20 protein-coding genes are annotated in these 23,541 nt (G+C 68.9%); 9 read left to right on the top strand and 11 right to left on the bottom strand.

Annotated elements, in window-relative coordinates:
* The first annotated feature begins 59 nt into the window (after nucleotides 1–59).
* The 4 genes from ACFWMR_RS24960 (at nucleotide 60) to ACFWMR_RS24945 (ending at nucleotide 5,318) form a co-directional block, all read left to right on the top strand.
* Nucleotides 60–2,045 carry a peptidase S8/S53 subtilisin kexin sedolisin gene (locus ACFWMR_RS24960; RefSeq protein ID WP_378380092.1) on the top strand — a complete coding sequence of 662 codons (1,986 nt, stop codon included), beginning with the start codon at nucleotides 60–62 and terminating at the stop codon, nucleotides 2,043–2,045.
* Between the two features lie 80 nt (nucleotides 2,046–2,125).
* The gene (locus ACFWMR_RS24955; RefSeq protein WP_378380091.1) at nucleotides 2,126–3,307 is read left to right on the top strand and encodes a cysteine desulfurase-like protein; all 1,182 of its coding nucleotides are present in this window, start codon (nucleotides 2,126–2,128) and stop codon (nucleotides 3,305–3,307) included.
* A 560-nt stretch (nucleotides 3,308–3,867) separates the two neighbouring features.
* Nucleotides 3,868–4,695 carry a poly(ethylene terephthalate) hydrolase family protein gene (locus tag ACFWMR_RS24950; protein WP_378380090.1) on the top strand — a complete coding sequence of 276 codons (828 nt, stop codon included), beginning with the start codon at nucleotides 3,868–3,870 and terminating at the stop codon, nucleotides 4,693–4,695.
* Between the two features lie 68 nt (nucleotides 4,696–4,763).
* Nucleotides 4,764–5,318, top strand: coding sequence for a cysteine hydrolase family protein (locus ACFWMR_RS24945; protein ID WP_378380089.1), 555 nt, complete (start codon nucleotides 4,764–4,766; stop codon nucleotides 5,316–5,318).
* 6 nt (nucleotides 5,319–5,324) lie between these two features.
* Here ACFWMR_RS24945 and ACFWMR_RS24940 read toward each other — a convergent pair whose 3' ends face one another.
* Nucleotides 5,325–6,752: a PP2C family protein-serine/threonine phosphatase gene (locus ACFWMR_RS24940; protein WP_378380088.1), complete on the bottom strand. Its 1,428-nt coding sequence runs from the start codon at nucleotides 6,750–6,752 to the stop codon at nucleotides 5,325–5,327.
* A gap of 116 nt (nucleotides 6,753–6,868) precedes the next feature.
* Between ACFWMR_RS24940 and ACFWMR_RS24935 the strand changes: the two genes are divergently transcribed.
* The 3 genes from ACFWMR_RS24935 (at nucleotide 6,869) to ACFWMR_RS24925 (ending at nucleotide 9,239) form a co-directional block, all read left to right on the top strand.
* On the top strand, nucleotides 6,869–7,363 hold the full coding sequence (locus tag ACFWMR_RS24935; protein ID WP_378380087.1) for an ANTAR domain-containing protein: 495 nt from the start codon (nucleotides 6,869–6,871) through the stop codon (nucleotides 7,361–7,363).
* A gap of 159 nt (nucleotides 7,364–7,522) precedes the next feature.
* Nucleotides 7,523–8,347 carry an ANTAR domain-containing protein gene (locus tag ACFWMR_RS24930; RefSeq protein ID WP_378278164.1) on the top strand — a complete coding sequence of 275 codons (825 nt, stop codon included), beginning with the start codon at nucleotides 7,523–7,525 and terminating at the stop codon, nucleotides 8,345–8,347.
* 28 nt (nucleotides 8,348–8,375) lie between these two features.
* The gene (locus ACFWMR_RS24925; protein ID WP_378380086.1) at nucleotides 8,376–9,239 is read left to right on the top strand and encodes an alpha/beta fold hydrolase; all 864 of its coding nucleotides are present in this window, start codon (nucleotides 8,376–8,378) and stop codon (nucleotides 9,237–9,239) included.
* A gap of 37 nt (nucleotides 9,240–9,276) precedes the next feature.
* Here the strand turns inward: ACFWMR_RS24925 and ACFWMR_RS24920 are convergent, their stop codons facing one another.
* The 6 genes from ACFWMR_RS24920 to ACFWMR_RS24895 form a co-directional block, all read right to left on the bottom strand.
* Nucleotides 9,277–9,618: a hypothetical protein gene (locus ACFWMR_RS24920; protein WP_093932973.1), complete on the bottom strand. Its 342-nt coding sequence runs from the start codon at nucleotides 9,616–9,618 to the stop codon at nucleotides 9,277–9,279.
* Between the two features lie 165 nt (nucleotides 9,619–9,783).
* Nucleotides 9,784–11,319 carry an alkaline phosphatase D family protein gene (locus ACFWMR_RS24915; protein ID WP_378380085.1) on the bottom strand — a complete coding sequence of 512 codons (1,536 nt, stop codon included), beginning with the start codon at nucleotides 11,317–11,319 and terminating at the stop codon, nucleotides 9,784–9,786.
* A gap of 81 nt (nucleotides 11,320–11,400) precedes the next feature.
* Nucleotides 11,401–12,363: an NAD(P)-dependent alcohol dehydrogenase gene (locus tag ACFWMR_RS24910; RefSeq protein ID WP_378380084.1), complete on the bottom strand. Its 963-nt coding sequence runs from the start codon at nucleotides 12,361–12,363 to the stop codon at nucleotides 11,401–11,403.
* 14 nt (nucleotides 12,364–12,377) lie between these two features.
* Nucleotides 12,378–12,593 (bottom strand): helix-turn-helix transcriptional regulator, encoded by a 216-nt coding sequence (locus ACFWMR_RS24905; protein ID WP_378380083.1) that lies wholly within the window; start codon nucleotides 12,591–12,593, stop codon nucleotides 12,378–12,380.
* Nucleotides 12,587–13,015: a hypothetical protein gene (locus ACFWMR_RS24900; RefSeq protein ID WP_378380082.1), complete on the bottom strand. Its 429-nt coding sequence runs from the start codon at nucleotides 13,013–13,015 to the stop codon at nucleotides 12,587–12,589. Before ACFWMR_RS24900 ends, ACFWMR_RS24905 begins: the two co-directional genes overlap by 7 nt.
* A gap of 202 nt (nucleotides 13,016–13,217) precedes the next feature.
* The gene (locus ACFWMR_RS24895; RefSeq protein WP_378380081.1) at nucleotides 13,218–13,604 is read right to left on the bottom strand and encodes a MarR family winged helix-turn-helix transcriptional regulator; all 387 of its coding nucleotides are present in this window, start codon (nucleotides 13,602–13,604) and stop codon (nucleotides 13,218–13,220) included.
* Between the two features lie 86 nt (nucleotides 13,605–13,690).
* Between ACFWMR_RS24895 and ACFWMR_RS24890 the strand changes: the two genes are divergently transcribed.
* Nucleotides 13,691–15,148 (top strand): MFS transporter, encoded by a 1,458-nt coding sequence (locus ACFWMR_RS24890; protein ID WP_093932977.1) that lies wholly within the window; start codon nucleotides 13,691–13,693, stop codon nucleotides 15,146–15,148.
* A gap of 55 nt (nucleotides 15,149–15,203) precedes the next feature.
* On the opposite strand, the gene ACFWMR_RS24885 is transcribed toward ACFWMR_RS24890, so the two are convergent.
* Nucleotides 15,204–16,454, bottom strand: a complete 1,251-nt coding sequence (locus ACFWMR_RS24885) for a cytochrome P450 (protein ID WP_378380109.1) — start codon at nucleotides 16,452–16,454, stop codon at nucleotides 15,204–15,206.
* Between the two features lie 110 nt (nucleotides 16,455–16,564).
* On the opposite strand from ACFWMR_RS24885, the gene ACFWMR_RS24880 reads away from it, so the two are divergent.
* A complete protein-coding gene (locus ACFWMR_RS24880; RefSeq protein ID WP_093932979.1) occupies nucleotides 16,565–17,293 on the top strand; it encodes an alpha/beta fold hydrolase in 729 nt (242 codons plus the stop codon).
* 55 nt (nucleotides 17,294–17,348) lie between these two features.
* Here the strand turns inward: ACFWMR_RS24880 and pdxR are convergent, their stop codons facing one another.
* The 3 genes from pdxR to ACFWMR_RS24865 form a co-directional block, all read right to left on the bottom strand.
* Nucleotides 17,349–18,785 carry a MocR-like pyridoxine biosynthesis transcription factor PdxR gene (gene pdxR, locus ACFWMR_RS24875; protein WP_378278387.1) on the bottom strand — a complete coding sequence of 479 codons (1,437 nt, stop codon included), beginning with the start codon at nucleotides 18,783–18,785 and terminating at the stop codon, nucleotides 17,349–17,351.
* A 12-nt stretch (nucleotides 18,786–18,797) separates the two neighbouring features.
* Nucleotides 18,798–22,406 carry a methionine synthase gene (gene metH, locus ACFWMR_RS24870; protein WP_378380080.1) on the bottom strand — a complete coding sequence of 1,203 codons (3,609 nt, stop codon included), beginning with the start codon at nucleotides 22,404–22,406 and terminating at the stop codon, nucleotides 18,798–18,800.
* Nucleotides 22,407–22,682: 276 nt separating this feature from the next.
* Nucleotides 22,683–23,360, bottom strand: coding sequence for a peptidylprolyl isomerase (locus tag ACFWMR_RS24865; RefSeq protein WP_378380079.1), 678 nt, complete (start codon nucleotides 23,358–23,360; stop codon nucleotides 22,683–22,685).
* Between the last annotated feature and the right edge of the window lie 181 nt (nucleotides 23,361–23,541).

The following is a 23,541-nucleotide window of genomic DNA, read 5'->3' as shown; positions in this document are numbered from 1 at the left end:
CCGGTAAAGATCCGATGAATCTCTATACCTTTGCCGGAACTTGCGCCAAGATCTCCCGCATGAAACTGAGATCGATCACCAAACGCATGTTCGTTCTCGGGCTGCTGACGGTTCTCGGGACCACCGGGACGACGTCGGTGGCCACCGCCGAACCCCAGCAGCCGCCCGCGGACGTCAACGCGACCGGGTTGCCGCGCGGCGGCTGGGAACCGATCGGCCCGAACAGCGTCGGCGGGCTGCTGGCCGTGTCGCCCGCCGGACTCGCGATGATGCAGCCCGGCCCGCCCGCGTTGTGGCTCTCCAGCGATCGCGGCGCCTCCTGGAGTGCGCGCCGGGGTCTGCCGGTGGACACCTCCATCCAGGGATTCTTCGCCGATCCGGTGAATCCCGACCGCATGCTCGCGGTGGGCAACAAGCCCGGGTATCAGATCGGCGAGTGGCAAGGCCTGCTGCTGCGCACCACGGACCGTGGCCAGACCTGGGAAACCCTGCGCGAGTGGTACCCCGACGGCGCGTTCGGCATGGCCACGGACCCGACCGGCCGGGTCGTCGTGGTGCAGAACCTCGACACGCTGAGCGTCAGCACCGACGGTGGCGAGAACTGGAACGACGTGCCGCGGACCTGGCCGCGCGAGGGGATCGCCGCGCCGGTCGGCGCGCTCAAGCTCACCATGGTCGGCGACGATGCCTACTTCACGACGGTCTACCCGGAGTACTCGCTGTGGGTGGTCCGCGGGGTCAGTACCAAGGAGCCGCGGGCCGAACTCGTCTACCGGACCAACGGCGAGGTCAACCAGGTCGCTTCGGACGGCAAGCGGTTCGTGGTCACGGTCGGCCCCGAGCTGCACGGCTCCACCGACGGCGGCAAGACCTGGACGGTGCTGCGGCGCGAACCGGGCGGGCAACCCCTGCGCGAACCGCGTTTCGTCGGCGGCCGGCTGTACGTCTCGACGTATAACGACATAGACGTCAGCGCGGACTTCGGCCGCACCTGGACCCGCAAGCCGGTGCCCGCCGCGGGCGAAGGCGTCAGCGACATGATCGAACTTCCCGCGGCTCCGGGCAAACCCGCCACCACGCTGATTTCCGCGCTGTACCGAGGGGTGTACGCGGACGGCGGCAAGAGCGGCTACCAGCAGATCGGCGTCCCCGGCGAATCCATTCGCGACCTCGTGACCAGCGGGAACATCCTGCGGGAGAGTGTCGTCGCGGCCGGGGTGCAGGAGATCTACAACACCCCGCTCCCGCGCGGAAAGGTCTCCGCGGCGGACCGGGTCTGGCAGTCGCATCCGACCGATCGGCTGCACGAGGACGCGCGGCTGTCCGTCTCGCCGAGCCGCCCGGACGTCGTCTGGCAGGTCACCCGGAACGGGTTCGCGCTCGACGTGCTCCGCAGCGGTGACGGCGGCCGCACCTGGCAGTTCGCGGCGAAGGCGAAGGAAGGCCTTCCCAGGGCGATCTTCGCGCATCCGGCCGACCCGGACAGGCTCCTCGTCTCGGCCTTCGCGCCCAGCGGCTACGTGCTCTACCGCAGCGACAACGCCGGGAAGACCTGGGAAAAGCTCACCACCGACACCGGGTTCATCGCGTTCGCGGGCGACCCGTGGAACGCGAACCGGGTCTGGGGCGGGGACTCCGGCGGCCTGTCCCGATCGGACGACGGCGGCAAGACCTGGACCCACGTCTCCGACGAACCGGTCAGTTCGATCTCGGTCAGCCGATGGGGTGGCGGACGCGTCCTGGCCGGTGGGGCGGGCATCCTGCTCAGCGAGGACAACGGCCGGACCTTCCGGCGGGTCCACGACGGTGGGGACCCCCGCGAGATCAGCCGGATCCTGCCGCATCCGTTCGACTTCCGGGTGTGGTTCGCGAGCAGCTCGACCGGGGGAGGCGTGCTGCGCAGCACGGACTTCGGCCGCACCTGGTCGCCGCTGCCCGGCGCGCTCCCTGACGCCAGGGTGCTCTCGCTGGCGATCAGTGCCGACGGCCGGTATCTGTTCGCCGGCACCGCGCAGTCCGGGGCGTACCGGCTGACGCTGTACTGAGTCCGGGCGCTTCGTGGCCGGAGAAACTTCCGGCCACGAAGCGTTTACCCGGCCCCACGCCGGATGTCAGAGTCGAGGTCATGGCCATCGACGTCGCCGCCCTCCGGCTTCACTTCCCTTCCCTCGCCGACGGAACCGCCTTCTTCGACGGACCCGCGGGTACCCAGACACCCCGGCCCGTCGCCGACGCCATCGCCGGGACCCTGACCGCTCCACTGTCGAACCGGGGCAAGGTCAGCCCGTCCGAACTCAACGCGGAGAACGCCGTCACCGGTTTCCGTGCCGCTTACGGCGACTTCCTCGGCGTGCCCGCCGAAGGTGTCGTCCACGGCCGCAGCGCCACCCAGCTGACGTACGACTTTTCCCGTCACCTGGCCAAGAACTGGCGCGAGGGCGACGAGATCGTCGTCAGCCGTCTCGATCACGACGCCAACGTCCGGCCCTGGGTCCAGGCCGCCGAACGGGCCGGGATGACCGTCCGCTGGCTCGACATCGACCCGGAAACCACCGAACTCGACCTCGATTCCCTCGTGCTCACCGAGAAGACCAGGCTGGTCGCGGTCACGGCGGCCTCGAACGTCCTCGGCACCAAACCGCCGATCCGCCGGATCGCCGATCTCGCGCACGACGCCGGGGCGCTGGTCTTCGTGGACGGCGTGCATTACGCCGCCCACGATCTGGTGGACGTTCCCGCGCTGGGAGCGGACTTCTTCGTCTGCTCGCCGTACAAGTTCCTCGGCCCGCACTGCGGGGTGCTCGGCGCGTCGCCGTCCCTGCTCGAAACCGTCGAGCCGGACAAGCTCATGCCGTCGCCGGACACCGTGCCCGAACGCTTCGAATTCGGCACGCTGCCTTACGAAATCCTCGCGGGCGCGACGGCCGCGGTGGACTTCCTCGCCGCCATCGACCCGGGAGCGGGCGAATCACGCCGGGAACGGCTGACGAATTCGCTGAACTCCTTGCACGACCACGAAATCACACTGCGTGCCAGATTGGAGAAGGGGCTGGGAGACGCCGTCACCGTCCACTGCAAGGCGGCCGACCGGACCCCGACGCTCTTGATGAGCCTCGGTGGCCGCGAGCGCGAGGCGCAACGGCATCTCGCCGATCGGAAGATCGTCGCCCCGGCGGGGTCCTTCTACGCCTACGAGGTCTTCGCGGCCTTGAAGCTGGAGGACCCGGCGCTCCGGGTCGGGCTCGCGCCGTACACCAGTGTGGAGGACGTCGAAAGGTTGCTGGACGGGCTGTCGGCTTTTGGGTGACCACAGTGGACAGTCGGGCGCTTCCATGATTTGGGCTTGGACTTGGGCTGCCGCTGCGAAGGGTGAGTTTCCTCGGCTGAGCCGAGGGAAGGGGGCCTTCACGCGCACCCGCTGTGGTGTGTGGGGTTTCTGGGGCTCTTGAGGTGCCTGAGGTGACCCGGCTGTCCGTGAAGGGCCTCTTGAGGGACCCAGAGTCCGTGAAGGCCTCCTTCACTACCTTGAGGGTAGGTAAGGAGGCCTTCACGGACTTACGCCCAGCCGGGTCGGCCCCCAGAGCGAGCCCAAGCGATAGCAAGGGTCCCTTGCTATCACTTCTCTCAACATTGAGACAAGCGATAGCAAGGGACCCTTGCTCACGTTGCTTAGCACGCTAACTAACGGGAGCAAAGGTCCCTTGCTCCCCCGCGAGGACCGGCGCGAGCCTTTGCCTTCCCCTCGATCACAAGATCGAGCGGGAGACCTTGTGATCGGTCCCATGGACCTACGGTGACCGGACCGACACTCTGGGAAGGAAACGTCGCGGGCAACGGGGCCCGGGGCCGAACGGGACGGTGACCAGGATGGCGGGATTTCGCGCACGGACACTCATCGCCGGGATGGTCGCGCTCGCGGCCGTGGGCATCGCCCCCGCCGCGACGGCCGCGACCGTCAGCGCGGATCCATGGAGCGCACCGGGGCCCTTCGCGGTGACCGTCGAGGCTCTCGACGGCACGCACACCGTGTACCGGCCTTCGCGGCTGGAGAAACACCCGGTGATCTTGTGGGGCAACGGGACCGGTGCGAACCCGAAGATCTACGACGGCCTGTTGCGTCATCTCGCTTCGCACGGTTTCGTGGTCGCGGCGGCCGACACGCCGAACGCGGGCTCCGGCGCGGAGATGCTGGCCGGGGCCACGACCTTGATCGCCGAGAACTCCCGTCCCGGCAGTCCTTACCAGGGGAAGATCGACACCGCGCACATCGGCGCCACCGGCCACTCCCAAGGCGGTGGCGGGGCGATCGCCGCCGGCGCGGATCCGCGCGTCACCGCCACGATCCCGATCGAGCCGGGCCCGCAGGGCTCCGCCGCGGCCTTGAAGGGGCCCGCTTTCTTCCTCGGGGGCCAGTTCGACACCATCGTCGTTCCCGCGCTGCTCGTCATCCCGCGCTACCGGCTCGCGAGTCAGGTGCCCGCGATCTACGGCGAACTCGCCGGGGCCACCCACTTCACGCCAGTGGGTGACGGTGGCGGATTCCGCGGCGCGATCACCGCCTGGTTCCGGTTCTGGCTCTCCGGCGACGAGCGGGCCCGGGCGGAGTTCTTCGGCCCTTCCTGCGGACTGTGCCGGGACGGGGCGTGGTCCGACGTCCGGCGCAACGCGAAGGCTTCAGCGATTCCGGGAGCTTGATCGCCGGTTCTTGTCGGTGCTCCGGGTTAGGGTCTGCCACAGCAGCCTGACCTGGAGGGATACCCGTCATGACCACTCTCGACAACCGGCCGAACACCGCGCTCCTGGTCGTCGACGTCCAGAACGGCGTCGTCGACGAAGGCCACGAACGCGACGCCGTGGTCGCGAACATCGGCGGCCTCGTCGGCAGGGCGCGGAAGGAAGGCGTCCCGGTCGTCTGGGTGCAGCATTCCGACGAGGAGCTCGTGCACGGGAGCGAAGAATGGCGCATCGTCGGCGAGCTCGCTCCCGAGGAAGCCGAGCCGCGCGTCGACAAGTCCTACGGAGACTCCTTCGAGGACACCGATCTGGAGAAGGTCCTGGCCGAACGTGGCGTCGGGCGGCTCGTGGTCGTCGGGGCGGAGACCGACGCCTGCATCCGCTCGACGTTGCACGGCGCCCTGGTCCGCGGGTACGACGCGACGCTGGTCGGCGACGCGCATACGACGGTGGACAAGTCGGAATGGGGAGCGCCGAAGCCGGAGCAGGTCATCGCGCACACGAACCTGTACTGGCGTTACCAGGTCGCGCCGGGCCGGAAGGGAGGCACGGTCACGAGCGAAGACGTCGAATTCAGCGGCTGAACAGCCTCAGACGTGGCTTGACCAGTGAGCGATCAGCAGTCCGGCGTCACCGCCGAAACCGTTGTGGCAGTGAAACTTTGCCGCCTGTAGTACGCGCCGGACGGTTTCGGACGGCACATTCCCGGCATGGGCGTCCAAGGAGCCGGTGAGCGCGAACCGCGCGCCGTCGGCGTCGCGCGCGTCCGAGAGTCCCGCGGTGTGCAGGGCCAGGAGATGCCCTGGCCTCAGCCGGGTGGTCGTGATCCGGCCGGGCGGCCCGGCACCGAACGGTGGGCGGCGGGCACTGTCCACTGTGGTCTCTTCATGGCCGGCGCCGAAGACGAGCGGGGGTTCGCCGCCCGCCTGGAGATAGCGCAGGGTGCCGTCGGCCAGGTTCAGCTCGGCCAGCGTGCCGCGGACCAGTGCGCCGCCGCTGAACTGTGCCGACAGCGCTGTGCCGATGGCGGCCTCCTGGTCCCGCAGTCCGCGACCCTCGCGGCGAGCGGATCGGCAAGCCGCGAGCGCGGCGGTGACCATCAGGCCCGCGTGCGGGGCTTCGCGGCCGGCGTCGAAGATCGCCAGCCACGCCGTCGTCTCGGAAAGGGCGTAGTCGAAGGCGGCGCCGCGAAGGTCGTGGACGGGCTCGAAACCGCCCGCCACCAAGACGTCCCGTGTCGCCGCGGCCGACGGCGGCAGATTCTGCCGGAGCAGCTCCGCGGTGGAGCTGGACGGTCGTTGCCGCAGCAGCATGTCGAGGCCGTCGCCGTACCTTCGCGCCTCGGCGAGAAGGCGGCCGGACAGCGCCGCGAGCCATCGGCACTGGGTTCGCAGGGCGGGGTCGGATAGGTCGGTGTCCGCGTCGGCTTCGACTTCGAGCACGCCGAGACGTTCGTCGCCGTCCAGCAGCACGGTCCACAGCCGCGCCCCTTCCGGCTCGCCGGCGGGCAGGGTGTCGGCGTGCCGGTATGCGCGCCCGGCGGTACTGGCCTCGACGGCCAGCGGTACCCGATCGGTCACCGACCCGTCGGGAAGCGGGATGAGCTGCCGCTGTTCGTCGTCGACGAGGTAGACGGCGACCTCCAGGTCCAGTGCCCGGCCCGCCGCGGCGATGATCTCCGGCAAGCGCTCCGGCGGGGTCCGGCGGGCGCCGTCGAGAAGTCCCACCAGCGCGGCCAAGGGACCGCGAGGACGGGTGTTCTCCCCGGCCGCGCGGCTGTACGGTGCTTGGCGCACGCCAGCGACCTCTTCGAGCCGCTCGTTGACCGCGTGCGCCACCATGTCGCGCTGGATCCTGGGCAGGGGGACCAGCCCTTGCAGGAACGCCTCCAGTTCGAGCTCGCTGACGTCGCCGCCCAGCGCGAAGTACCTCAGCCACAGCTGTTCCAGGGTGAGCCCTGTCCGCGCGAAGCACGCCGCGACGATCCTGCGTTGCTCCTCTGCCTGGAGCGAGGCCACGGTGATCACCCCCGAGGTTCTCGGCAACGTGAGATCCGGGTACCAACCCACGCCCTGGGTGAAACATGAGCAGGCAGCCGAATGGGTACTTCGCCCAGGAGAGGGCAGGAGGCGCCATGAACCGACCGAAGCCGGCGGGCGTACTGCCGCTCGACGAGGTGTCCATCACCCTGCTGCACGACGGTCACCCGCACCCCGCCGTCGGGACCGCGAGAGCGTCGTCGTACTCGATCACGGAACGGTCGCTGTCTGGAGGCGGGCGCCACCGGGGAGATCGTGCGGGTCGCGGGCCGGTTTTCGCCAGCTTCCTGGCCGCGCCGTTGTCGGTGAGCGAGAACCTCGCGCGCTATGTCGACGCCAGGACGACGATCGGGCAGCCGCGGACCGCGCTGACTTCCAGGGCCGTCATCGACCAGGCCAAAGGCGTGCTCATGGCCGTGCGCCGGGTCGACGAGGACGGAGGCGTTCTCGTCGCTGGTGGTCCAGTCCCAGCGGGAGAACGTCAGGTTACGCCAGGTGGCGGAACGGTTCATCGACGGCGTGACCGGAAGAGGCGATCCGGGACGGGTCGAACGTGGGTCGCGGTAGGCGGGGTGATCGCACTCGGCTAAGGTCGGCTTCCGAAAGCGGTTCTGAGCGTTGAGAAGTTAGCGCCGATCCGCCGGTAACCGGGTTGGTTGCGGCGGTTGATGGTGCGCGCTCGGCGCCGGTTCTCGCCGGTGACTCCCGTGGTGCATCACGCCGATGTGCAGAAGTGGGAGAGGCGGGCTTTGGCCGATGAAGTCGACTGGCAGCAGGACAAGAACCGATTCGTCGAGGATGTCGGCGACGGCGACCTGCCGGTGATCTCCGAGAACGGCGCTCGGCTCATCGCCGGGCCACTGGTTAAGCAGTTCGTATCCCTGACCAGGGCGTTGCTGGATTCAGGTTCGGTCGCCGCGGTACTCGAACGGGTGGTCTTCGCGACGCGGGACCTGGTGCCGGGCGCGGACCTGGTGAGCGTCACCCTCCTCGATCCCGACGGCGGGTTCCACACGCCGGTGGGGACCGACGAGATCGCCGGCGAACTGGACCAGTTGCAGTACCAGTACGGCGAAGGCGCCTGTGTCGAAGCGGCGCGCGTTTCGGGACCGGCGGCGGCCTTCAGCGACAACCTCGCCGAAGACGCCCGCTGGCCGCGTTTCGGCCCGGCCGCCGCGTCGCTGGGTTTCCACTCGCTGGTTTCGACGGCCCTGCTGCCGGACTCGTCGAGTTCGGAACTTTCCGGGGCGCTGAACGTGTACTCGCGGCGCCCGCACGGCATCGCGAGGCCCGACCGCGACGTGCTGTTGCTGCTGGCGACGCACGCGTCGCTGGCGCTGGCGACCACGCACGCGGTCACCCGCGGTCAGCTCCAGGAGGAGCAGCTCCAGCAGGCGCTGGACAGCAGGGACGCGATCGGGCAGGCCAAGGGCATCCTGATGGCGCGCCGCGGGATCGACGCGGCGGAGGCGTTCGAGGTGCTGCGGCACACGTCGCAGAACATGAACATCAAACTCCGGGAACTGGCGGAGATGCTGTCCAAGCGGCATGCGGAACTGGAATTGCCCGACTGAACAGGCCATCGCCACTACGATCGCGATCATGGCTTTCGGTGAGCTGGAGTTGTCGCGGACGTACGAGTGGCGTGGCCGTTCGGTGGCGTGGGAACGCCTCGGCGAAGGCGCCCCGGTGGTGCTGTGCCACGGGACACCGTGGTCGGCCCAGCTGTGGGCGCCTTTCGCACGAGCGCTCAGCGAGGAGTTCGCCGTCCACGTCTGGGACATGCCGGGGTACGGCCGCTCGTCGAAGGAACCCGGTCACGACGTCGATCTCGGTACGCAGGGCGAACTCTTCGCCGACCTCCTCGGGCATTGGGGGCTGACTGCCCCGCACGTGATCGCCCACGACTACGGCGGGGCCGTTTCACTGCGGGCGAAGCTGCTGCACGGCGCCGAATACTCCTCGCTCGCCCTGGTGGACGTCGTCGCGTTGCGGCCATGGGGATCGGAGTTCTTCCGGCTCGTCGCGGAGAACGCCGAGGTCTTCCAGGCGCAGCCCCCGACGGTGCACAGAGGCGCCCTGGAGTCTTACATCGGGACGGCCTCCCATCGTGGTCTCACCCGCGCGCAACTGGACACGCTGACCGGGCCGTGGCTGGACACGGCGGGGCAACGCGCCTTTTACCGGCAGATCGCCGAGGCGGACGTCCGGTACACCGACGAGATCCAGGACCGCTATCCCGAACTCGCGTTGCCGGTGAAGGTGATCTGGGGTGCGGACGACACGTGGATCCCGGTGGACCGGGCGGAACAGCTCGCGAACGCGATTCCCGGCGCCCTCCTCGACGTCATTCCGGACGCCGGGCATCTGATCCAGTTCGACGCGCCGGTCGAACTGGCCTTTTCCCTGCATCGGTGGCTCACCGCGGAAGTGGGCCGGTGGGGACCCGCCGGGAGCGGACGCTGAAACGCCCCGGGAAGATCAACATCGTTTCATTCGGATATTAGAAGTCGTCTACGTGATATCCCGCGACGTAGGCGTTCGCGAGCAGTCCGCCGCGACATTCGGCGGTCGACGTGCCGAAGCCGACCGGAACCCAATGCCCGACGGTGAACCACAAGGATGATCCCGAAGCGCAATGGGCGACCACCCGATAGGTTTCCGAGTGTCTCGGCAGGGAGAAGCAGGTCAGGGAAATCGCCTCGCCGAAGACGATTCCGTAGCGGTTGCTGTCGCATCCGTAGGGCGGGAACTGGCTTTCGGTCGCCGCGGAGGCCGGTGAGGCGGCCAGGAATCCGGCCGCCGAAAAGGCGGCCATGACTAAAGCGGCGATTTTCTTCTTCATTGCTTTCTCCCGCGGATCGTTCCCAATGGAAAGCTCAGATTAACCGCACGGAAGAATTGTCGTGAATTCATCGGGCAGGTGAAACGAGAACGCGGGCGGTGAGCCGCACTGCTCCGAAAGAGCGTCCCCCGCCCCTCTTCTGAGTCTCGTCGCGCCTCTTTCGGCCTAGTGCCGCCGGTACTGCGCGGGAGACGTGAGCGTGGCCCGGTCCTCGTAGGATCCCGGCCTCCCGCGGTCGACGTGGAACGTCGTCAGGGTGCTCACCGGCGAACGCGGGTCGCGCCGGTCGCCCACCACCCGCATGTGCGTGCTCCAGCGGCGGGGCGTGACCTCGTAGACGTCGTAGCCGTACCGGTCGCCTTCGAAGTACTTGAGGTGCGGGTTCGCCGCGCCCATCTTCGGCCCGTTGGTGGCGTTCCACTCGGGGGAGTAGGCGCCGGAGGTGACCGAGTGCGCGGTGAACTCCGTCCCGATCACCGGGGTGGACGGATCCGCGAAGTCCGGGCGGATGTCGTCGACGAACGCGGAGTGCCAGTCGCCGGTGATCACCACGAAGTCTTCGAGGCCGCTCTGGGCCACATGGGTCAGTACCTCTTTGCGTTCGGCGAGGAAGCCGTCCCACTGGTCCGTGAACATGTAGCCGCCACCGGGCTTCGCCAGCTGGCTCAGCATGATCGAGTTCACCCAGCAGTGCCACGCCTCGCCCGCGCCGGTCACCTGATCCTTGAGCCAGCCCTTCTGGTCCGCGCCGAGGATCGTCCCGTCGGGCAGGTTCTGCGCCGACCGGTACTGCCGCAGATCCAAAATGGACAGATCCAGCAGATCGCCCCAGCGGCGCTGCCGGTGGATCCGCGGCGTCGAGGGGTGGTCGGGGCGCACCGGCATGTGCTCGTACCAGGCCTGGTACGCCGCCGAACGCCGAGCCTGCAGTGAAGGGGTGGTCCCGCTGTAGTCGTTGACGACCTCGTGATCGTCCCAGGTGATGAACCAGGGGTGGGCCGCGTGGGCGTCCCGGAGCGAGGGGTCGGACTTGTAGAGCGCGTGCCGCCGCCGGTACGCCGGCAGCGTCAGCACTTCGGGGCCTTCGTGGTCGCGTAGCGGGTTCCCGCCGACCTGACCGTGCTCGTAGACGTAGTCACCGAGGTGGACGACGAAATCGAGGTCCTCGCGCGCGATCCCGGCGTGCGCCGCGTAGAAACCGTCGTGGAACGCCTGGCAGTTCGCCGAGGCGAACCGGACCCGCCGGCCCGGCCCGACCGGTGCCGTGCGGGTGCGGCCGACCCGGCTGACCTTGCCGAGGGCCTGGAAGCGGTAGTAGTACTGCGAGCCCGGCTCCAGCCCGGACACCGGGACGTGCACGCTGTGCCCGAGCCCGGCGGTGGCCGCCGTCGTCCCGCGGGCCACGCGGCGGCGGAACCCGCGATCGGTGGCGACCTCCCAGGCGACCTCGACGGTGTCGTCCAGCGGCTGCTCGAACTCCATCGGTTTCGGCGCGAGCCTGGTCCAGAGGGCGACGCCGTAGGGCACCGGGTCGCCGGACGCGACGCCGAGCGTGAACGGCGCCTCGTCCCAGGTCGCGCCCAGCGCCGCCGCGGCCTCTTCCGCCTGCGCGACCGTCATCCGCGAGCTCAACGGCCAGGCCAGCCCCAGCGCACCGGCGGTGGCGGCGCCTCGCAACAGGTCCCGGCGGTTGACGGACATCGGTGGTCTCCTCGGCTCGGCGGACGGCTCTCCGAGAGCGAACACCGCCGAGATGACCGGAGCCCAACACGAGGACGAACATCAGACGGTGATGACGACCTTGCCGCGCGCGTGCCCCTCGTTGGCGTAGCGGATGGCCTCGGGCACTTCGGCCAGCGAGAAGGCGCGGTCGATGACCGGCTTCACCTTTCCCGCCTCGACGAGCGCACGCAGCGTCTGCAGATCGTCCTGATTCTCCGTGGAGAACAGGCCGCGCAGCTTCTGCTTCACGAACGGCCCGAGCAGCAGCGCCCGCAGGTTGCGGGCGACCGGGCCGATCCACCTTCCCTCGCCCTCGCCGCCGACGATCACGAGAGTTCCTCGCGGGGTGAGGGATTTCCGCAGTGAGGTCAGCGATCGATTGCCCGCGGTGTCGAGGATGAGGTCGTAGCCGCCGCCGAACCCTTCGCGCGTGTAGTCGAACACCGTGTCCGCGCCGAGCGAGCGGACGAGGTCGACCTTGGCCGGTCCGCACACGCCGTCCACCTGGGCGCCGAACGCCTTGGCGATCTGCACCGCGAACGTGCCGACGCCACCACCCGCGCCGATGATCAGGACCTTCTGCCGGGGTGCGACCCGCCCTCGGTCGCGAAGCGCCTGAAGCGCGGTAAACGCGGAAATAGGGATGGCAGCCGCTTCCTCGAAGCCGAGCGTCTCGGGCTTCCGCGCGATCTTGTCCACTGTGGTCAGCGCGTACTCGGCGAAGGAACCTTGACAGGTGCCGAAAACCTCGTCGCCGACGCGGAACCGCGTGACGTCGGCGCCGACCGCGTGCACGACGCCGGCGAAGTCCAGCCCGCGGACGCGGGCCTTCGGTCTCCGCACCCCGAAACCCATCAGCCGCACCAGGTACGGCGTTCCTTCCATGAGATGCCAGACGCCGGGGTCGACGGCCGCCGCCCGGATCCGCACGACCACACCGTCCGGTCCAGCTTCGGGTTCGGGCAGTTCGGTCAGTGCCAGGACCTCGGTGGTGCCGTACTCGTTCTGGACGATCGCCTTCATGGCGGCCTCGTTTCCTAGTCCGGATACTGGAAGACGTCGTCGAGCCCGACGCCGAACACCCTGGCGATCTGGAAGGCCATCTCCAGGGACGGTGAGTAGCGGCCCTGCTCGATCGCGATGACCGTCTGGCGCGTGACGCCGACCCGGTCCGCGAGTTCCGCCTGGGTCATCTCGTCCGCGGCGAACCGCAGGGCGCGGATGGAGTTCGTGACCTTGGTCGGTTTCACCATGTCTGGAATCCCCGGCGGTACGCGGCGATCTTCGCGATCGAGCCGAGCAGGGAAGACAGGACGAAGGCGAGGTACACGGTGTTGGCGATCCAGAAGTGGTCCAGTTCGGCCATCGCCATGACGAGCGCCGCGACGCCGCCGATCACGACGAAGGACTGTCCGATGTGCTCACCGAACCGGCCGATCTCGCGGTCTCGCTGGTCTTTCCGGCCCGCGTCCCGAGGTGAGGCGATCGACGCCGCGATGTGCAGGACGATCGAAGCCACGATGGCCGCCCCGACCGTCCACAGCAGCGTCGCCACGTAAGGGACGTCGGTGAGCGAGCCGGAGCCCGCCCGGCCGAGGACGACGATCAAGTACACCGCGTAGGCGCAGATCGTGACCGCGGCCATGATCCACGCGCGTTTCTCTTCCAGTGCCACGACGCCCAAGGTAAAGAATTCCAGACTTGGTGTCAAAAATTCTTTACCTGGCCGAGCGAGTGCTTCGCTCGGGCGAATGCTCGTGATGGACCGGAACCGGGTGCAGGCCGGGCAGGACTCGGCGCCGGGCACGAAGGTGGCCGCGGACGCGGTGATCACCTTGACCACCGTCAAGATCGGCGAGAAGTGACGATGGCCGGCCTCAGGCCTGGACGGTGAGGGTCTCTTCGAGAGTCGTCCGGTGCGTCGGCTTCGCCTCTTCGTAGCGACGGCGGCCCTCGTCGGTCACGACGACGAAGATCCCGCGCCGATCCGACTCGCAGAGCGCGCGCTGGACGAGGCCCTCGCGTTCCAGCCGGGCGACGAGCCGTGAGGTGGCGCTCTGGCTCAGGTGGACGACCTCGGTCAGGTCGGCCGCGCGGCATTTGCCGACGACGCAGTTGACCAGGCGTTCCAGGGCTTCGAACTCGGTGACGCCGAGGCCGTGACGCTCCTGGAGCCGGCACTCGAGGCGGCCGAAGACCGCCGCGTGCCGGGCGGACAGGTCACGCCATTCCCGCAGCAGGTCTTGTTCGGCGACGTCGCTCACGAGGCCCAAGATAGCATGCACGTGAATTTTATGCAAAGTCATTTAATGCACTTGCATTAGATGCGTATGCATGTAATGTACCGATCATGAGTTCTTCCGTGCAGCTGTCCACCAGCTCTACAAGGTGGGACGCGCGCCTCTGGGGTGTCCTGCTCACCGTGTCCGTCGTCGTGGGCCTCGACGCGCTCGACGTGTCGATGGTCGCCGTCGCCCTCCCGTCCATCCAGGCCGAACTCGGCCTCTCCACCGGTGCCTTGCAATGGGTCATCAGCGCCTATGTGCTCGGCTACGGCGGTCTGCTGCTCCTCGGCGGGCGCACCGCCGACCTGCTCGGCAGGCGCCGGGTCTTCCTGGTCGCCGTCGCGGTCTTCGCGCTCGCTTCCCTGCTCGGCGGCCTCGTCGACGACGGCGCGCTGCTGATCGCCACCCGCTTCATCAAGGGCCTCGCGGCCGCGTTCACCGCCCCCGCCGCCCTGTCCATCATCACCACGACCTTCCACGAAGGTCCCGCCCGCAACCGGGCGATCAGCATCTTCGCCGTCTTCGGTGCCAGTGGTTACTCCGCGGGGCTCGTGTTCTCCGGTCTGCTCACCGAGGTGGGCTGGCGCTGGACGTTCCTGCTGCCGGTGCCGATCGCGCTCGCCGCGCTGGCCGCCGCGATCAAGCTGATCCCGTCCTATCGCCCGCAGGAGGGTGGCGGCTACGACTTCCCGGGCGCGATCACCGGCGCCGCCGGTTCGCTCCTGCTGGTGTTCGCCGTGGTCGAGGCACCGGAGATCGGCTGGGCCGCGCCGCGGACGCTGATCACGTTCGTCCTCGCGCTCGCCCTGCTCGGCACCTTCGTGTTCATCGAGAAGCGCAGCAAGCACCCGCTGCTCCGGCTCGGCATCCTGCGCTCCGGCCCGCTGGCCCGCGCCAACCTCGGCGGCGCGACGTTCTTCGGCGCCTACATCGGGTTCCAGTTCGTGGTCATGCTGTACCTGCAGACGGTTCTCGGCTGGTCCGCGCTGCAGACCGCGCTCGGCTTCCTGCCCGCCGCGCTGATCGTGGCCTTCGGCTCCCCGCGGATCGAGCCGTTGATCGACCGGATCGGCACGCCTCGCACGATCCTCGCCGGGGTCGTCGCCCACGTCATCGGGTACGCGCTGTTCCTGCGCATCGACGAGAGTTCCAGCTACGCCGGTTCGGTGCTGCCGAGCATGATCCTGCTGGGCATCGGCTTCATGCTGGCGTTCTCCTCGCTGAACATCCAGGCGACCAACGGGATCTCCGACGACGAGCAGGGCCTCGCCGGCGGTCTGCTGAACACGTCGATCCAGGTCGGCGGTGCGATCGGCCTCGCCGTGGTGACCGCGGTCCTGACCGGCAACGCGGGAGGCGCCACCGGCCCGGCCGCACTGCTGAACGGTCTGGCGCCCGCGCTGACCGTCGTCACCGGCATCGCCGTGATCAGTGTCCTGGTGGCGCTGTCCGGAGTCGTCGGCCTGCGCAGGGCCGAAGCCCGCACCGCGGTCGCCGAACCGGAGTTCGCCGCGGCCGAATGACCAAGGGGGTGAAAGGGCCCTTCCCGCGCTCGGGGGCGGGAAGGGCCCTTTCGGGTCACCAGCGGATCGGCAGGGACTTCAGCCCGTTCTGGAAGTTCGACCGCAACCGCACCGGATCACCGGCGAGTTCCGCCTCGCCGAGCAGGTCCAGGACCGCTTCGAACATAGCGCGCAGCTGCACCCTGGCGAGCTGCGCGCCGAGGCAGAAATGCGGACCGTGCCCGAAGGTCAGATGGTCGTTGGGAGCGCGGCCGATGTCGAAGCGGTCCGGATCCGCGAAAACGGACTCGTCCCGATTCGCGGCGGAGAACCAGACGACGACCTTGTCACCCGCCCGGATGTCCACATCGGACAGGACGACGTCCTCGGTCGCGGTCCGGCGGAAGTGCATGACCGGCGTCCACCACCTCAACATCTCTTCCACCGCACCGGGAAGCAGCGAACGATCGGCCAGCAGCCGCCGGTACTGATCCGGATGCGACAGCAGCGCCAGCATCCCGCCGGGGATGCCGTTGCGCAGCGTTTCGTTGCCCGCCACGGAAAACAGCCAGAACAGGTTCTCGAACTCCGCGATCGACACCCGCCCGCCGTCTTCCACGTGACTCATCAGGTTGCTCATCACGTCGTCGCCGGGGTGACGGCGTTTGTACTCGCCGAGCGCGGTGGCGTACGCGTAGAGATCCGGCATCCCGGCGCGGGTGCGCGGATCGGGCATCGCGCCGTCCGGCCCCGGTACCGGACGCACGGCCAGCGCGGCCCGCGCGAGATCGGTGACCTCGCCGGTTTCGACCGTCGCGCTCACCGCGTAGTCGGCGTCCTGGTAGCCGATCACGCGATTGCTCCAGTCGTACATCAGCCGCCGGTCCTGTTCGGGGATCCCGAAGACCTCGGCCAGCGTCAGCAGCGGGAGATCGGCGGCGACGGCGGCGAAATCGCACTGGCCGTCCGCCGCGATCCCGGCGATCAGTTCCCGCGCCCAGCCATGGATCCGCTCGGTCAGCCTGCCGACCGCGCGCGGCGTGAACGCCTTGGTGAGCAAGCCCCGCAGCCGGGCGTGCTCGGGCGGATCCATGTTGAGCATCATCCGCCGGACGTACCCGAGGTCCTGTTCGGTCGCCGGGTCCCGGATCTGCGTCCCGCCCAGGCTCGACGAGAACAGCCGCGGGTTCCTCAGCACGTGTTTGACGTCCGAATGCCGCAGCACGGCCCAGAAATCGTCCATCCGCACGACCGGCGACTCCCGGCGCAGCGCCGCGAGGTGCTCGTACGGCACGCCCCGGGTGTAGGTGTCCGGATCGGTGATCACGGCTTCGAACACTAGCCCGTGTCCGGTGAGCCTGTCCGCGGTCTTCGCGCCGACAGGCTCACCGGACACGGACTAGCCCGCGCACAGGTGACTGGGGAAAGATCCGTCCCGTGGAACCACTGAAACTGCGCACCGCCGGAACCGAAGGCCCCGCCGTGCTCCTGTTGCACGGCCTCGGCGCGACCGGCGCGGTGTGGGACGGCCTGATGTTGCAGCCCGGCTACCGCTGGCTGGCACCCGACCTCCCCGGGCACGGGGCGTCACCGCACCTGGCGCACTACTCCTTCGGGAGTCTCGCCGGGGCGGTCGCCGATCTGCTCCCGGAACGCGGTCCGCTGCTGGTGATCGGCCACTCCCTCGGCGGGGTGGTCGGCCTCGCCCTGGCGAGCGGGTGGTTCGGGCTCCACGTCGAAGGGCTGCTCGCGGTCGGCGTCAAGGTCGAATGGAGCGAAGGCGACCTCGCCAAGGCCGCCGACATGGCGGCGAAACCGCCCAGGGTGTTCCTGGAGCGTGAGGACGCCGAACGGGCGTTCCTCAAGATCGCCGGCCTCACCGGACTGGCCGAGGCGGACCCCGAGGGCGTCGTCGAAACCGAAGGCGGCTGGCGGCTGGCGCTGGACCCCCACGCGTTCGCCGTCGGCGCGCCCGACATGCCCGGTCTGCTCGGCGCCGCGCGCTGCCCGGTCGCCCTCGCAGCCGGCGAGCATGACCCCATGAGCCGCATCGACCAGCTTCGCGCGCTCAGCCCGGCTTCCGCCGAACTTCCCGGACTGGGGCACAACGCCCACGTCGAAGACCCGGCGGTACTCCTGGCCTTCCTCGGGCAATTCGTCCTCTGAATGCGGTAGTTCGGCGTCTAACCACCGCATTCAGAGGACGAAACGCGGAGGCGGGCTAGCGCCGGAGGCGGCCGAGGGTGGCGATGCCCTCGGCGATGTCGCTCGCCGGGCTGGATCCGTAGCCGAGGACGAGGCCCGGATTCATCGGCCGCTGACAGTGCCACGACAGCGGCTGCACCTTCACGCCCTGCTCCAGCGCGGCCGCGGCGAAGTCGAGGTCGGAGAAGTCGGCGTCGAAGGTGATCGTCAGGTGCAGCCCGGCGGCCGCGCCGTGCACGACGGCGTCCGGCAGGTGCGCCCGGAGCGCGTCGATCATCGCGTCGCGACGACGGCGATGGCGTTTGCGGACGAACCGCAGCTGCCGCTCCATCTCGCCGGACTCCATGAGATGCGCCAGCACCAGCTGCGGGAGGACGGCGTTGCCCAGGTCGGCGAACCGTTTGGCCGCGACCACCTCGTCCCGGTAGCGCGGCGGCACCAGCATCCAGCCCACCCGGAGCGCGGGCGCGAGCCATTTCGACACGCTGCCCGCGTAACAGACCTGTTCGGCGAGCATCGAGCGCAGCGCGGGGACCGGCGGGCGGTCGTAGCGGTGTTCGGCGTCGTAGTCGTCCTCGATGATCAACCCGCCGTCCGCGGCCCAGCGCATGAGCTCGCGACGGCGTTCCCCGCCGAGCACGACACCGGTCGGGAACTGGTGCGCGGGCGTGAGCAGTACGGCGGGCGCGCCGCTGCGGACGAGCTCGCCGACGTCGATGCCGTCTTCGTCGACGCGGATCGGCGGCGTCGCCAGCCTGCGGTCGTGCAGATGCTGCCGCGCGCCCAGCGAACTCGGGTCCTCGACGGCGATCTCGGAGATCCCGTTGTCGCACAGCACCTGAGCCAGCAACCCGAGACCCTGCGCGACACCGGCGACGATCAGGACGTCGTCGGCGTCGGCGGTGATGCCGCGGGTGCGGGCGATCCAGTGCGCGATGGCCAGCCGCAACGCGGGCGCGCCCCTCGGGTCGCCGTAGCCGAAGGAGGCCGCCGAGAGGTCGTTGAGCACGGTGCGCTCGGCGCGGAGCCAAGCCGTCCTCGGGAAGGCGGTCAGATCCGGCACGCCGGGGGACAGGTCGATCTTCGCCGGGGTCGACCGCAGTGAGTCGAAGACGCCGATCCCCGGGGCGGGCTGGAAGATCGTGCCCGCCGACGGGGGTCCGGACGTCGTCTGTTCCTTGGTTCTCGCGGGTGCCGCGACGACCACCGTTCCCGCGCGGCCGCGCCCGGCGACGTGGCCGTCCTCGACCAGCCGTTGGTAGGCCTCGGTGACCACGCCGCGGGAAACCCGCAGGTCCGCGGCCAGCGACCGGGTCGCGGGCAGCCTGCTGCCGACCGGCAGGCGGCCGTCGGAGATGGCGTGCCGCAACCGCGACGCCAGCCAGTCCGACCGGCGCCCCGGTGGTGCGTCCCCGATGTCCAGCTGCAGGAAGTCCGAGCCCTCGGCAGTCACCCGATCATTGTGTCATTCGGGCTCGTAGGCGAGGTTCGGGCGCAGCCACTGCTCCACAGTGGACAGTTCGAGACCTCGCCGGGTGGCGTAGTCCTCGACCTGGTCCTTGCCGAGCCGTCCGACGGTGAAGTACTTCGAGTCGGGGTGGGCGAAGATCAGCCCGGACACGCTCGCCGCGGGCGACATCGCGAAGGACTCCGTCAGGGTCATGCCGAGCTTGTCGGAGTCGAGCAGGTCGAACAGCTCCTGCTTCTCGCTGTGGTCCGGGCTCGCCGGGTAGCCGAGCGCGGGGCGGATGCCACGGAACCTTTCGGCGTGCAGGTCCTCCAGCTTCGGATCGGCGTCGGGCTCGAACCACTCCCGCCGTGCCTTCAGGTGGATGTACTCGGCGAACGCCTCGGCGAGCCTGTCCGCGAGCGCCTTCACCATGATGGCGCGGTAGTCGTCCTGCTTCGCTTCGAACTCGGCCGCGAAATCCTCGGCACCGAGGATGGTGACCGCGAACCCGCCGAGGTGGTCGCCCGCCCCGGCCGGGGCGATGTAGTCGGACAGGCAGCGGTTCGGCCGCTCCAGCGGTTTCTTGGTCTGCTGGCGCAGCATCGGGAACTTGACCCCCGACTCCAGGATGATGTCGTCGCCCTCGGAGTGCGCCGGCCAGAACGCGTACGCGCCCTTGGCCTGGAACCGCTCCTCGGCGATGATCTGGTCCATCAGGGTGTTCGCGTCGTCGAACAGCTCCTGCGCGACCGGGTTCGAGAGGATCGCCGGATACTTGCCCTTCAGCTCCCAGGCCAGGAAGAGGAAGGTCCAGTCGATCATCTCGCGCAGCTCGGTGAGCGACGGGGACACGTACCGGACGCCGGTGAACGCGGGCGTCGGGATCTCGTCGAAGGAGACCTTTTCCGGGTTGGCCCTGGCCTGCTCGACCGTCAGCAACGGGGTCCGCTGCTTGTTCGCGTGCTGGACGCGCAGCTCTTCCTGGTCCTCGCGGTTCTTCTTATCGAGGATCTCGGCGCGGTCCGCGTCGAGCAGGTCGCCGACGACGCCGACGACACGGGAGGCGTCGAGGACGTGGACGGTCGTGTTCTCGTACGCGGGCGCGATGCGGACCGCGGTGTGCTGGCGCGACGTGGTCGCGCCGCCGATCAGCAACGGCAGTTTCAGCCCGCGCCGCTCCATTTCGGCGGCGACGTTGACCATTTCGTCCAGCGACGGCGTGATCAGGCCGGAAAGCCCGATGGCGTCGGCGCCTTCGGAGACGGCGGTGTCCAGGATGACCGAAGCCGGGACCATCACGCCGAGGTCGATCACCTCGTAGTTGTTGCAGCCGAGGACGACGCCGACGATGTTCTTGCCGATGTCGTGCACGTCGCCCTTGACCGTCGCCAGGACGACCTTTCCGTTGCCTTGACGGGTTTCGACGCGGCCTTCGAGGCGGGCCTTCTCCTTTTCGGCCTCCATGAACGGTTCGAGGTAGGCCACGGACCGCTTCATCACGCGCGCGCTCTTGACGACCTGCGGCAGGAACATCTTGCCGGACCCGAACAGGTCGCCGACGATCTTCATGCCGTCCATCAAGGGACCTTCGATGACCTCGAGCGGCCGCGGCAACTTCTGCCGCGCTTCCTCGGTGTCCTCTTCGATGTAGTCGACGATGCCGTGCACCAGCGCGTGGCTGAGGCGCGCCTCGACCGTGTTCTCCCGCCAGGAGAGGTCGACGGTGCGCTGGGTTCCCTTGCCACTGACCGTTTCCGCGAACGTGACCAGCCTGTCGGTGGCGTCCTCGCGGCGGTCGAAGAGCACGTCCTCGACCAGTTCCAGCAGATCCTTGGGGATGTCCTCGTAGACCGCGAGCTGCCCGGCGTTGACGATGCCCATGTCCAGGCCCGCGCGCACCGCGTGCAGCAGGAAGGCCGAGTGCATCGCCTCACGTACGACGTTGTTGCCGCGGAAGGAGAACGAGAGGTTCGAGATACCGCCGCTGATGTGCACGCCGGGACAGCGTTCCTTGATCCGCGGCAGCGCGTCGATGAACGCCTTGGCGTAGCCGTTGTGCTCGGAGATACCGGTCGCGACCGCGAGCACGTTCGGGTCGAAGATGATGTCCTCGGCGACGAAACCGGCCTTCCGCGTCAGCAGATCGTAGGCACGCCCGCAGATCTCGACCTTGCGGTCGGCGGTGTCGGCCTGGCCCGTCTCGTCGAAGGCCATGACCACCACGCCCGCGCCGTAATCACGGATGCGCCGGGCCTGCTGGAGGAACTGCTCCTCGCCTTCCTTGAGGCTGATGGAGTTGACGACTCCCTTGCCCTGCACGCATTTCAGCCCGGCTTCGAGGACGGTCCAGCGCGAGCTGTCGATCATGATCGGCAGCCGGGCGACCTCGGGTTCGGTGGCGATGAGGTTGAGGAACGTGGTCATCGCTTTTTCGCTGTCGAGCAGGTCGGCGTCCATGTTGACGTCCAGCAGGTTCGCCCCGCCGCGGACCTGCTCCAGCGCGACGTCGACGGCGGCCTGATGGTCGTCGGCCTCGATCAGCTTGCGGAACTTGGCGGACCCGGTGACGTTGGTCCGCTCGCCGATCATGACGAACCCGGTGTCCTTGCCGATCTCGAACGGCTCCAGACCGCTGAACCGGGTGTGCGGCTTGGCGTCCGGCAGGGCGCGCGGCGCCATCCCGCGGACGGCGTCGGCGATTCCCTTGATGTGCGCGGGGGTCGTGCCGCAGCAGCCGCCGACGACGTTGACCATCCCGGCCGTGGCGAAGTCGCCGAGCAGTCCGCCGGTCTCGTCGGGTGTCTGGTCGTACCCGCCGAACGCGTTCGGCAGGCCGGCGTTGGGGTGACAGGCCGTGTACGTGCCCGCGAGGCGGGACAGTTCGGCGATGTGCGGGCGCATCTCCTCGGCGCCCAGCGAGCAGTTGACGCCGACCAGCAGCGGATCGGCGTGCTCGATGGAGCTCCAGAACGCCTCGACGGTCTGCCCGGACAGCGTCCGGCCGCTCAGGTCGACGATCGTCACGGAGATCCACAGCGGCAGATGCGGTGCGACGTCGCGGGCGGCGGAGATCGCGGCCTTGCAGTTGAGGGTGTCGAAGATGGTCTCGATCAGCAGCAGGTCCACGCCGCCCTCGGCGAGAGCCTTGATCTGATCGGCGTACGAGGCGTACACCTCGTCGAAGGTCACCGCGCGGTACGCCGGGTCTTCGACCTTGGGCGACAGCGACAACGTGACGTTCAGCGGCCCGACCGACCCGGCGACGAACTTGCCGCCCGCCGCGTCCGCAGCCTCACGTGCGATCTGGGCACCGCGGAGGTTCATCTCGTACGCGAGGTGCTCGAGTCCGTAATCCGCCTGTCCGATGGTGGTGGCGGTGAAGGTGTTCGTCGTCGTGATGTCCGCGCCGGCGTCCAGATACTGGCGGTGGATGTCGAGGACCACGTCCGGTCTGGTGAGGTTCAGCAGGTCGGGGTCGCCGGTGATGTCACGGGGGTGATCCTGGAACCGCTCGGTGCGGTAATCCTCAGGCTTGAGGCCGGCGTTCTGGAGCATCGACCCCCACGCGCCGTCGAGCACGACTATGCGCTCGTCCAGCAGCTTTCGCAGGGCGGTCGTTTCCATCCAGCGCTCCTCCCATGTCGTGGGAGGCGCCCTTGCGGTGAAGTCCGGGGCCGAGCGTGGCGGACTCCATGGTCCGTTGCAGCGCCTCTCGACCTTGGCGACCAGACTACCGGATCGGCACAAGGGCGCTTCGCCCGAATTACTCAGCCGCTGGCCAGGGCGGGTTCGGCTTCCCGGATCGTGGGATGGGGTGACGCGGGCCGGTGGCAGGAGCTTGAAGCGACCGGTGCGAGGAATCGGGACCTCGAGTGTCCCGATTCCTCGCACCGTCGACCACTAGAAACCGACGGTCGCCTTCTGGATCTTCACCGGCTTCGCGGGCAGCCCGTCCTGCGGCCCGTTCGGGTCCGTCGGGATGATCCCGGCGGCCACGATCTTGTCCAGCACGTCCATGCCCCGCACGACCTTGCCCATCACCGAGTAGTTCTTCGGGATGTTCGCGAACGAGTGCACGATGAAGAACTCGCTGCCGTTGGTGCCGGGGCCCTGGTTGCCCATGGCGATGGTGCCGCGTTCGTAGGTCTCGGTGCCGTCGACCTCGTCCGGGAACTTGTAGCCCGGCCCGCCCTTCTCGGCTTCGTAGATGTCGCCGCATTGGAGGACGCCGAGGCGCGAGGAGTTCGTCAGGCGCCAGCACTGGCTGTGGTCGTAGAAGCGCTGCAGCGCGAGGCTCGCCAGGTTGTGGGCGGCGCACGGGGCGGCGCCCGCGCGGTTCAGGCGCACGGTGACCGGGCCGTAGTTGAAGCGGAACGTGACGTCGATCGTGCCGCGGGTCAGCGCGAAGGGGAGCGGCCGCAGGACCGGCCGGGCCGCGGGGTTTTCCGGGGTCGGCGTGAACTCGCAGCGCACGAGCGGCAAGGACGCCGAAGACGCGGGCGCGGCCGTGGCCACGCCGGGCAGCAGGACGGCGGCGAGAGCGGAGACGACGGCGGTGACACCCCAGCGCAGCTTCATGAGGGGGAACCTAACCCAAAAGGGTGGTCGTCGGGTAGCGCTTCACGCGGGCGGCACTGCGCGGGTCCAGGACTTCACGGACGCCGTGATCGCCACATTCGCTCCAGGTGCACCAGCAGTCACAGCGGCGGCGCGCCCAAGTACATGAAGGCCCCCTTCCTTGCGCTAGGCGCATGGAAGG

Origin of the sequence: Amycolatopsis thailandensis, from assembly GCF_042723255.1 — a bacterium.
GTDB classification, from domain to species: domain Bacteria; phylum Actinomycetota; class Actinomycetes; order Mycobacteriales; family Pseudonocardiaceae; genus Amycolatopsis; species Amycolatopsis thailandensis.
The sequence above is the reverse complement of the archived record's forward strand: the minus strand, read 5'-3'. Positions and strand labels throughout refer to the sequence as shown.

Excerpts from the sequence above, each read along its gene's own strand:
- ACFWMR_RS24960 (WP_378380092.1), top strand. The coding sequence starts at position 60 with ATGAAACTGAGATCGATCACCAAACGCATGTTCGTTCTCGGGCTGCTG.
- ACFWMR_RS24955 (WP_378380091.1), top strand. The coding sequence starts at position 2,126 with ATGGCCATCGACGTCGCCGCCCTCCGGCTTCACTTCCCTTCCCTCGCC.
- ACFWMR_RS24950 (WP_378380090.1), top strand. The coding sequence starts at position 3,868 with ATGGCGGGATTTCGCGCACGGACACTCATCGCCGGGATGGTCGCGCTC.
- ACFWMR_RS24945 (WP_378380089.1), top strand. The coding sequence starts at position 4,764 with ATGACCACTCTCGACAACCGGCCGAACACCGCGCTCCTGGTCGTCGAC.
- ACFWMR_RS24935 (WP_378380087.1), top strand. The coding sequence starts at position 6,869 with ATGAACCGACCGAAGCCGGCGGGCGTACTGCCGCTCGACGAGGTGTCC.
- ACFWMR_RS24925 (WP_378380086.1), top strand. The coding sequence starts at position 8,376 with ATGGCTTTCGGTGAGCTGGAGTTGTCGCGGACGTACGAGTGGCGTGGC.
- ACFWMR_RS24920 (WP_093932973.1), bottom strand. The coding sequence starts at position 9,618 with ATGAAGAAGAAAATCGCCGCTTTAGTCATGGCCGCCTTTTCGGCGGCC.
- ACFWMR_RS24915 (WP_378380085.1), bottom strand. The coding sequence starts at position 11,319 with ATGTCCGTCAACCGCCGGGACCTGTTGCGAGGCGCCGCCACCGCCGGT.
- ACFWMR_RS24910 (WP_378380084.1), bottom strand. The coding sequence starts at position 12,363 with ATGAAGGCGATCGTCCAGAACGAGTACGGCACCACCGAGGTCCTGGCA.
- ACFWMR_RS24905 (WP_378380083.1), bottom strand. The coding sequence starts at position 12,593 with ATGGTGAAACCGACCAAGGTCACGAACTCCATCCGCGCCCTGCGGTTC.
- ACFWMR_RS24890 (WP_093932977.1), top strand. The coding sequence starts at position 13,691 with ATGAGTTCTTCCGTGCAGCTGTCCACCAGCTCTACAAGGTGGGACGCG.
- metH (WP_378380080.1), bottom strand. The coding sequence starts at position 22,406 with ATGGAAACGACCGCCCTGCGAAAGCTGCTGGACGAGCGCATAGTCGTG.
- ACFWMR_RS24865 (WP_378380079.1), bottom strand. The coding sequence starts at position 23,360 with ATGAAGCTGCGCTGGGGTGTCACCGCCGTCGTCTCCGCTCTCGCCGCC.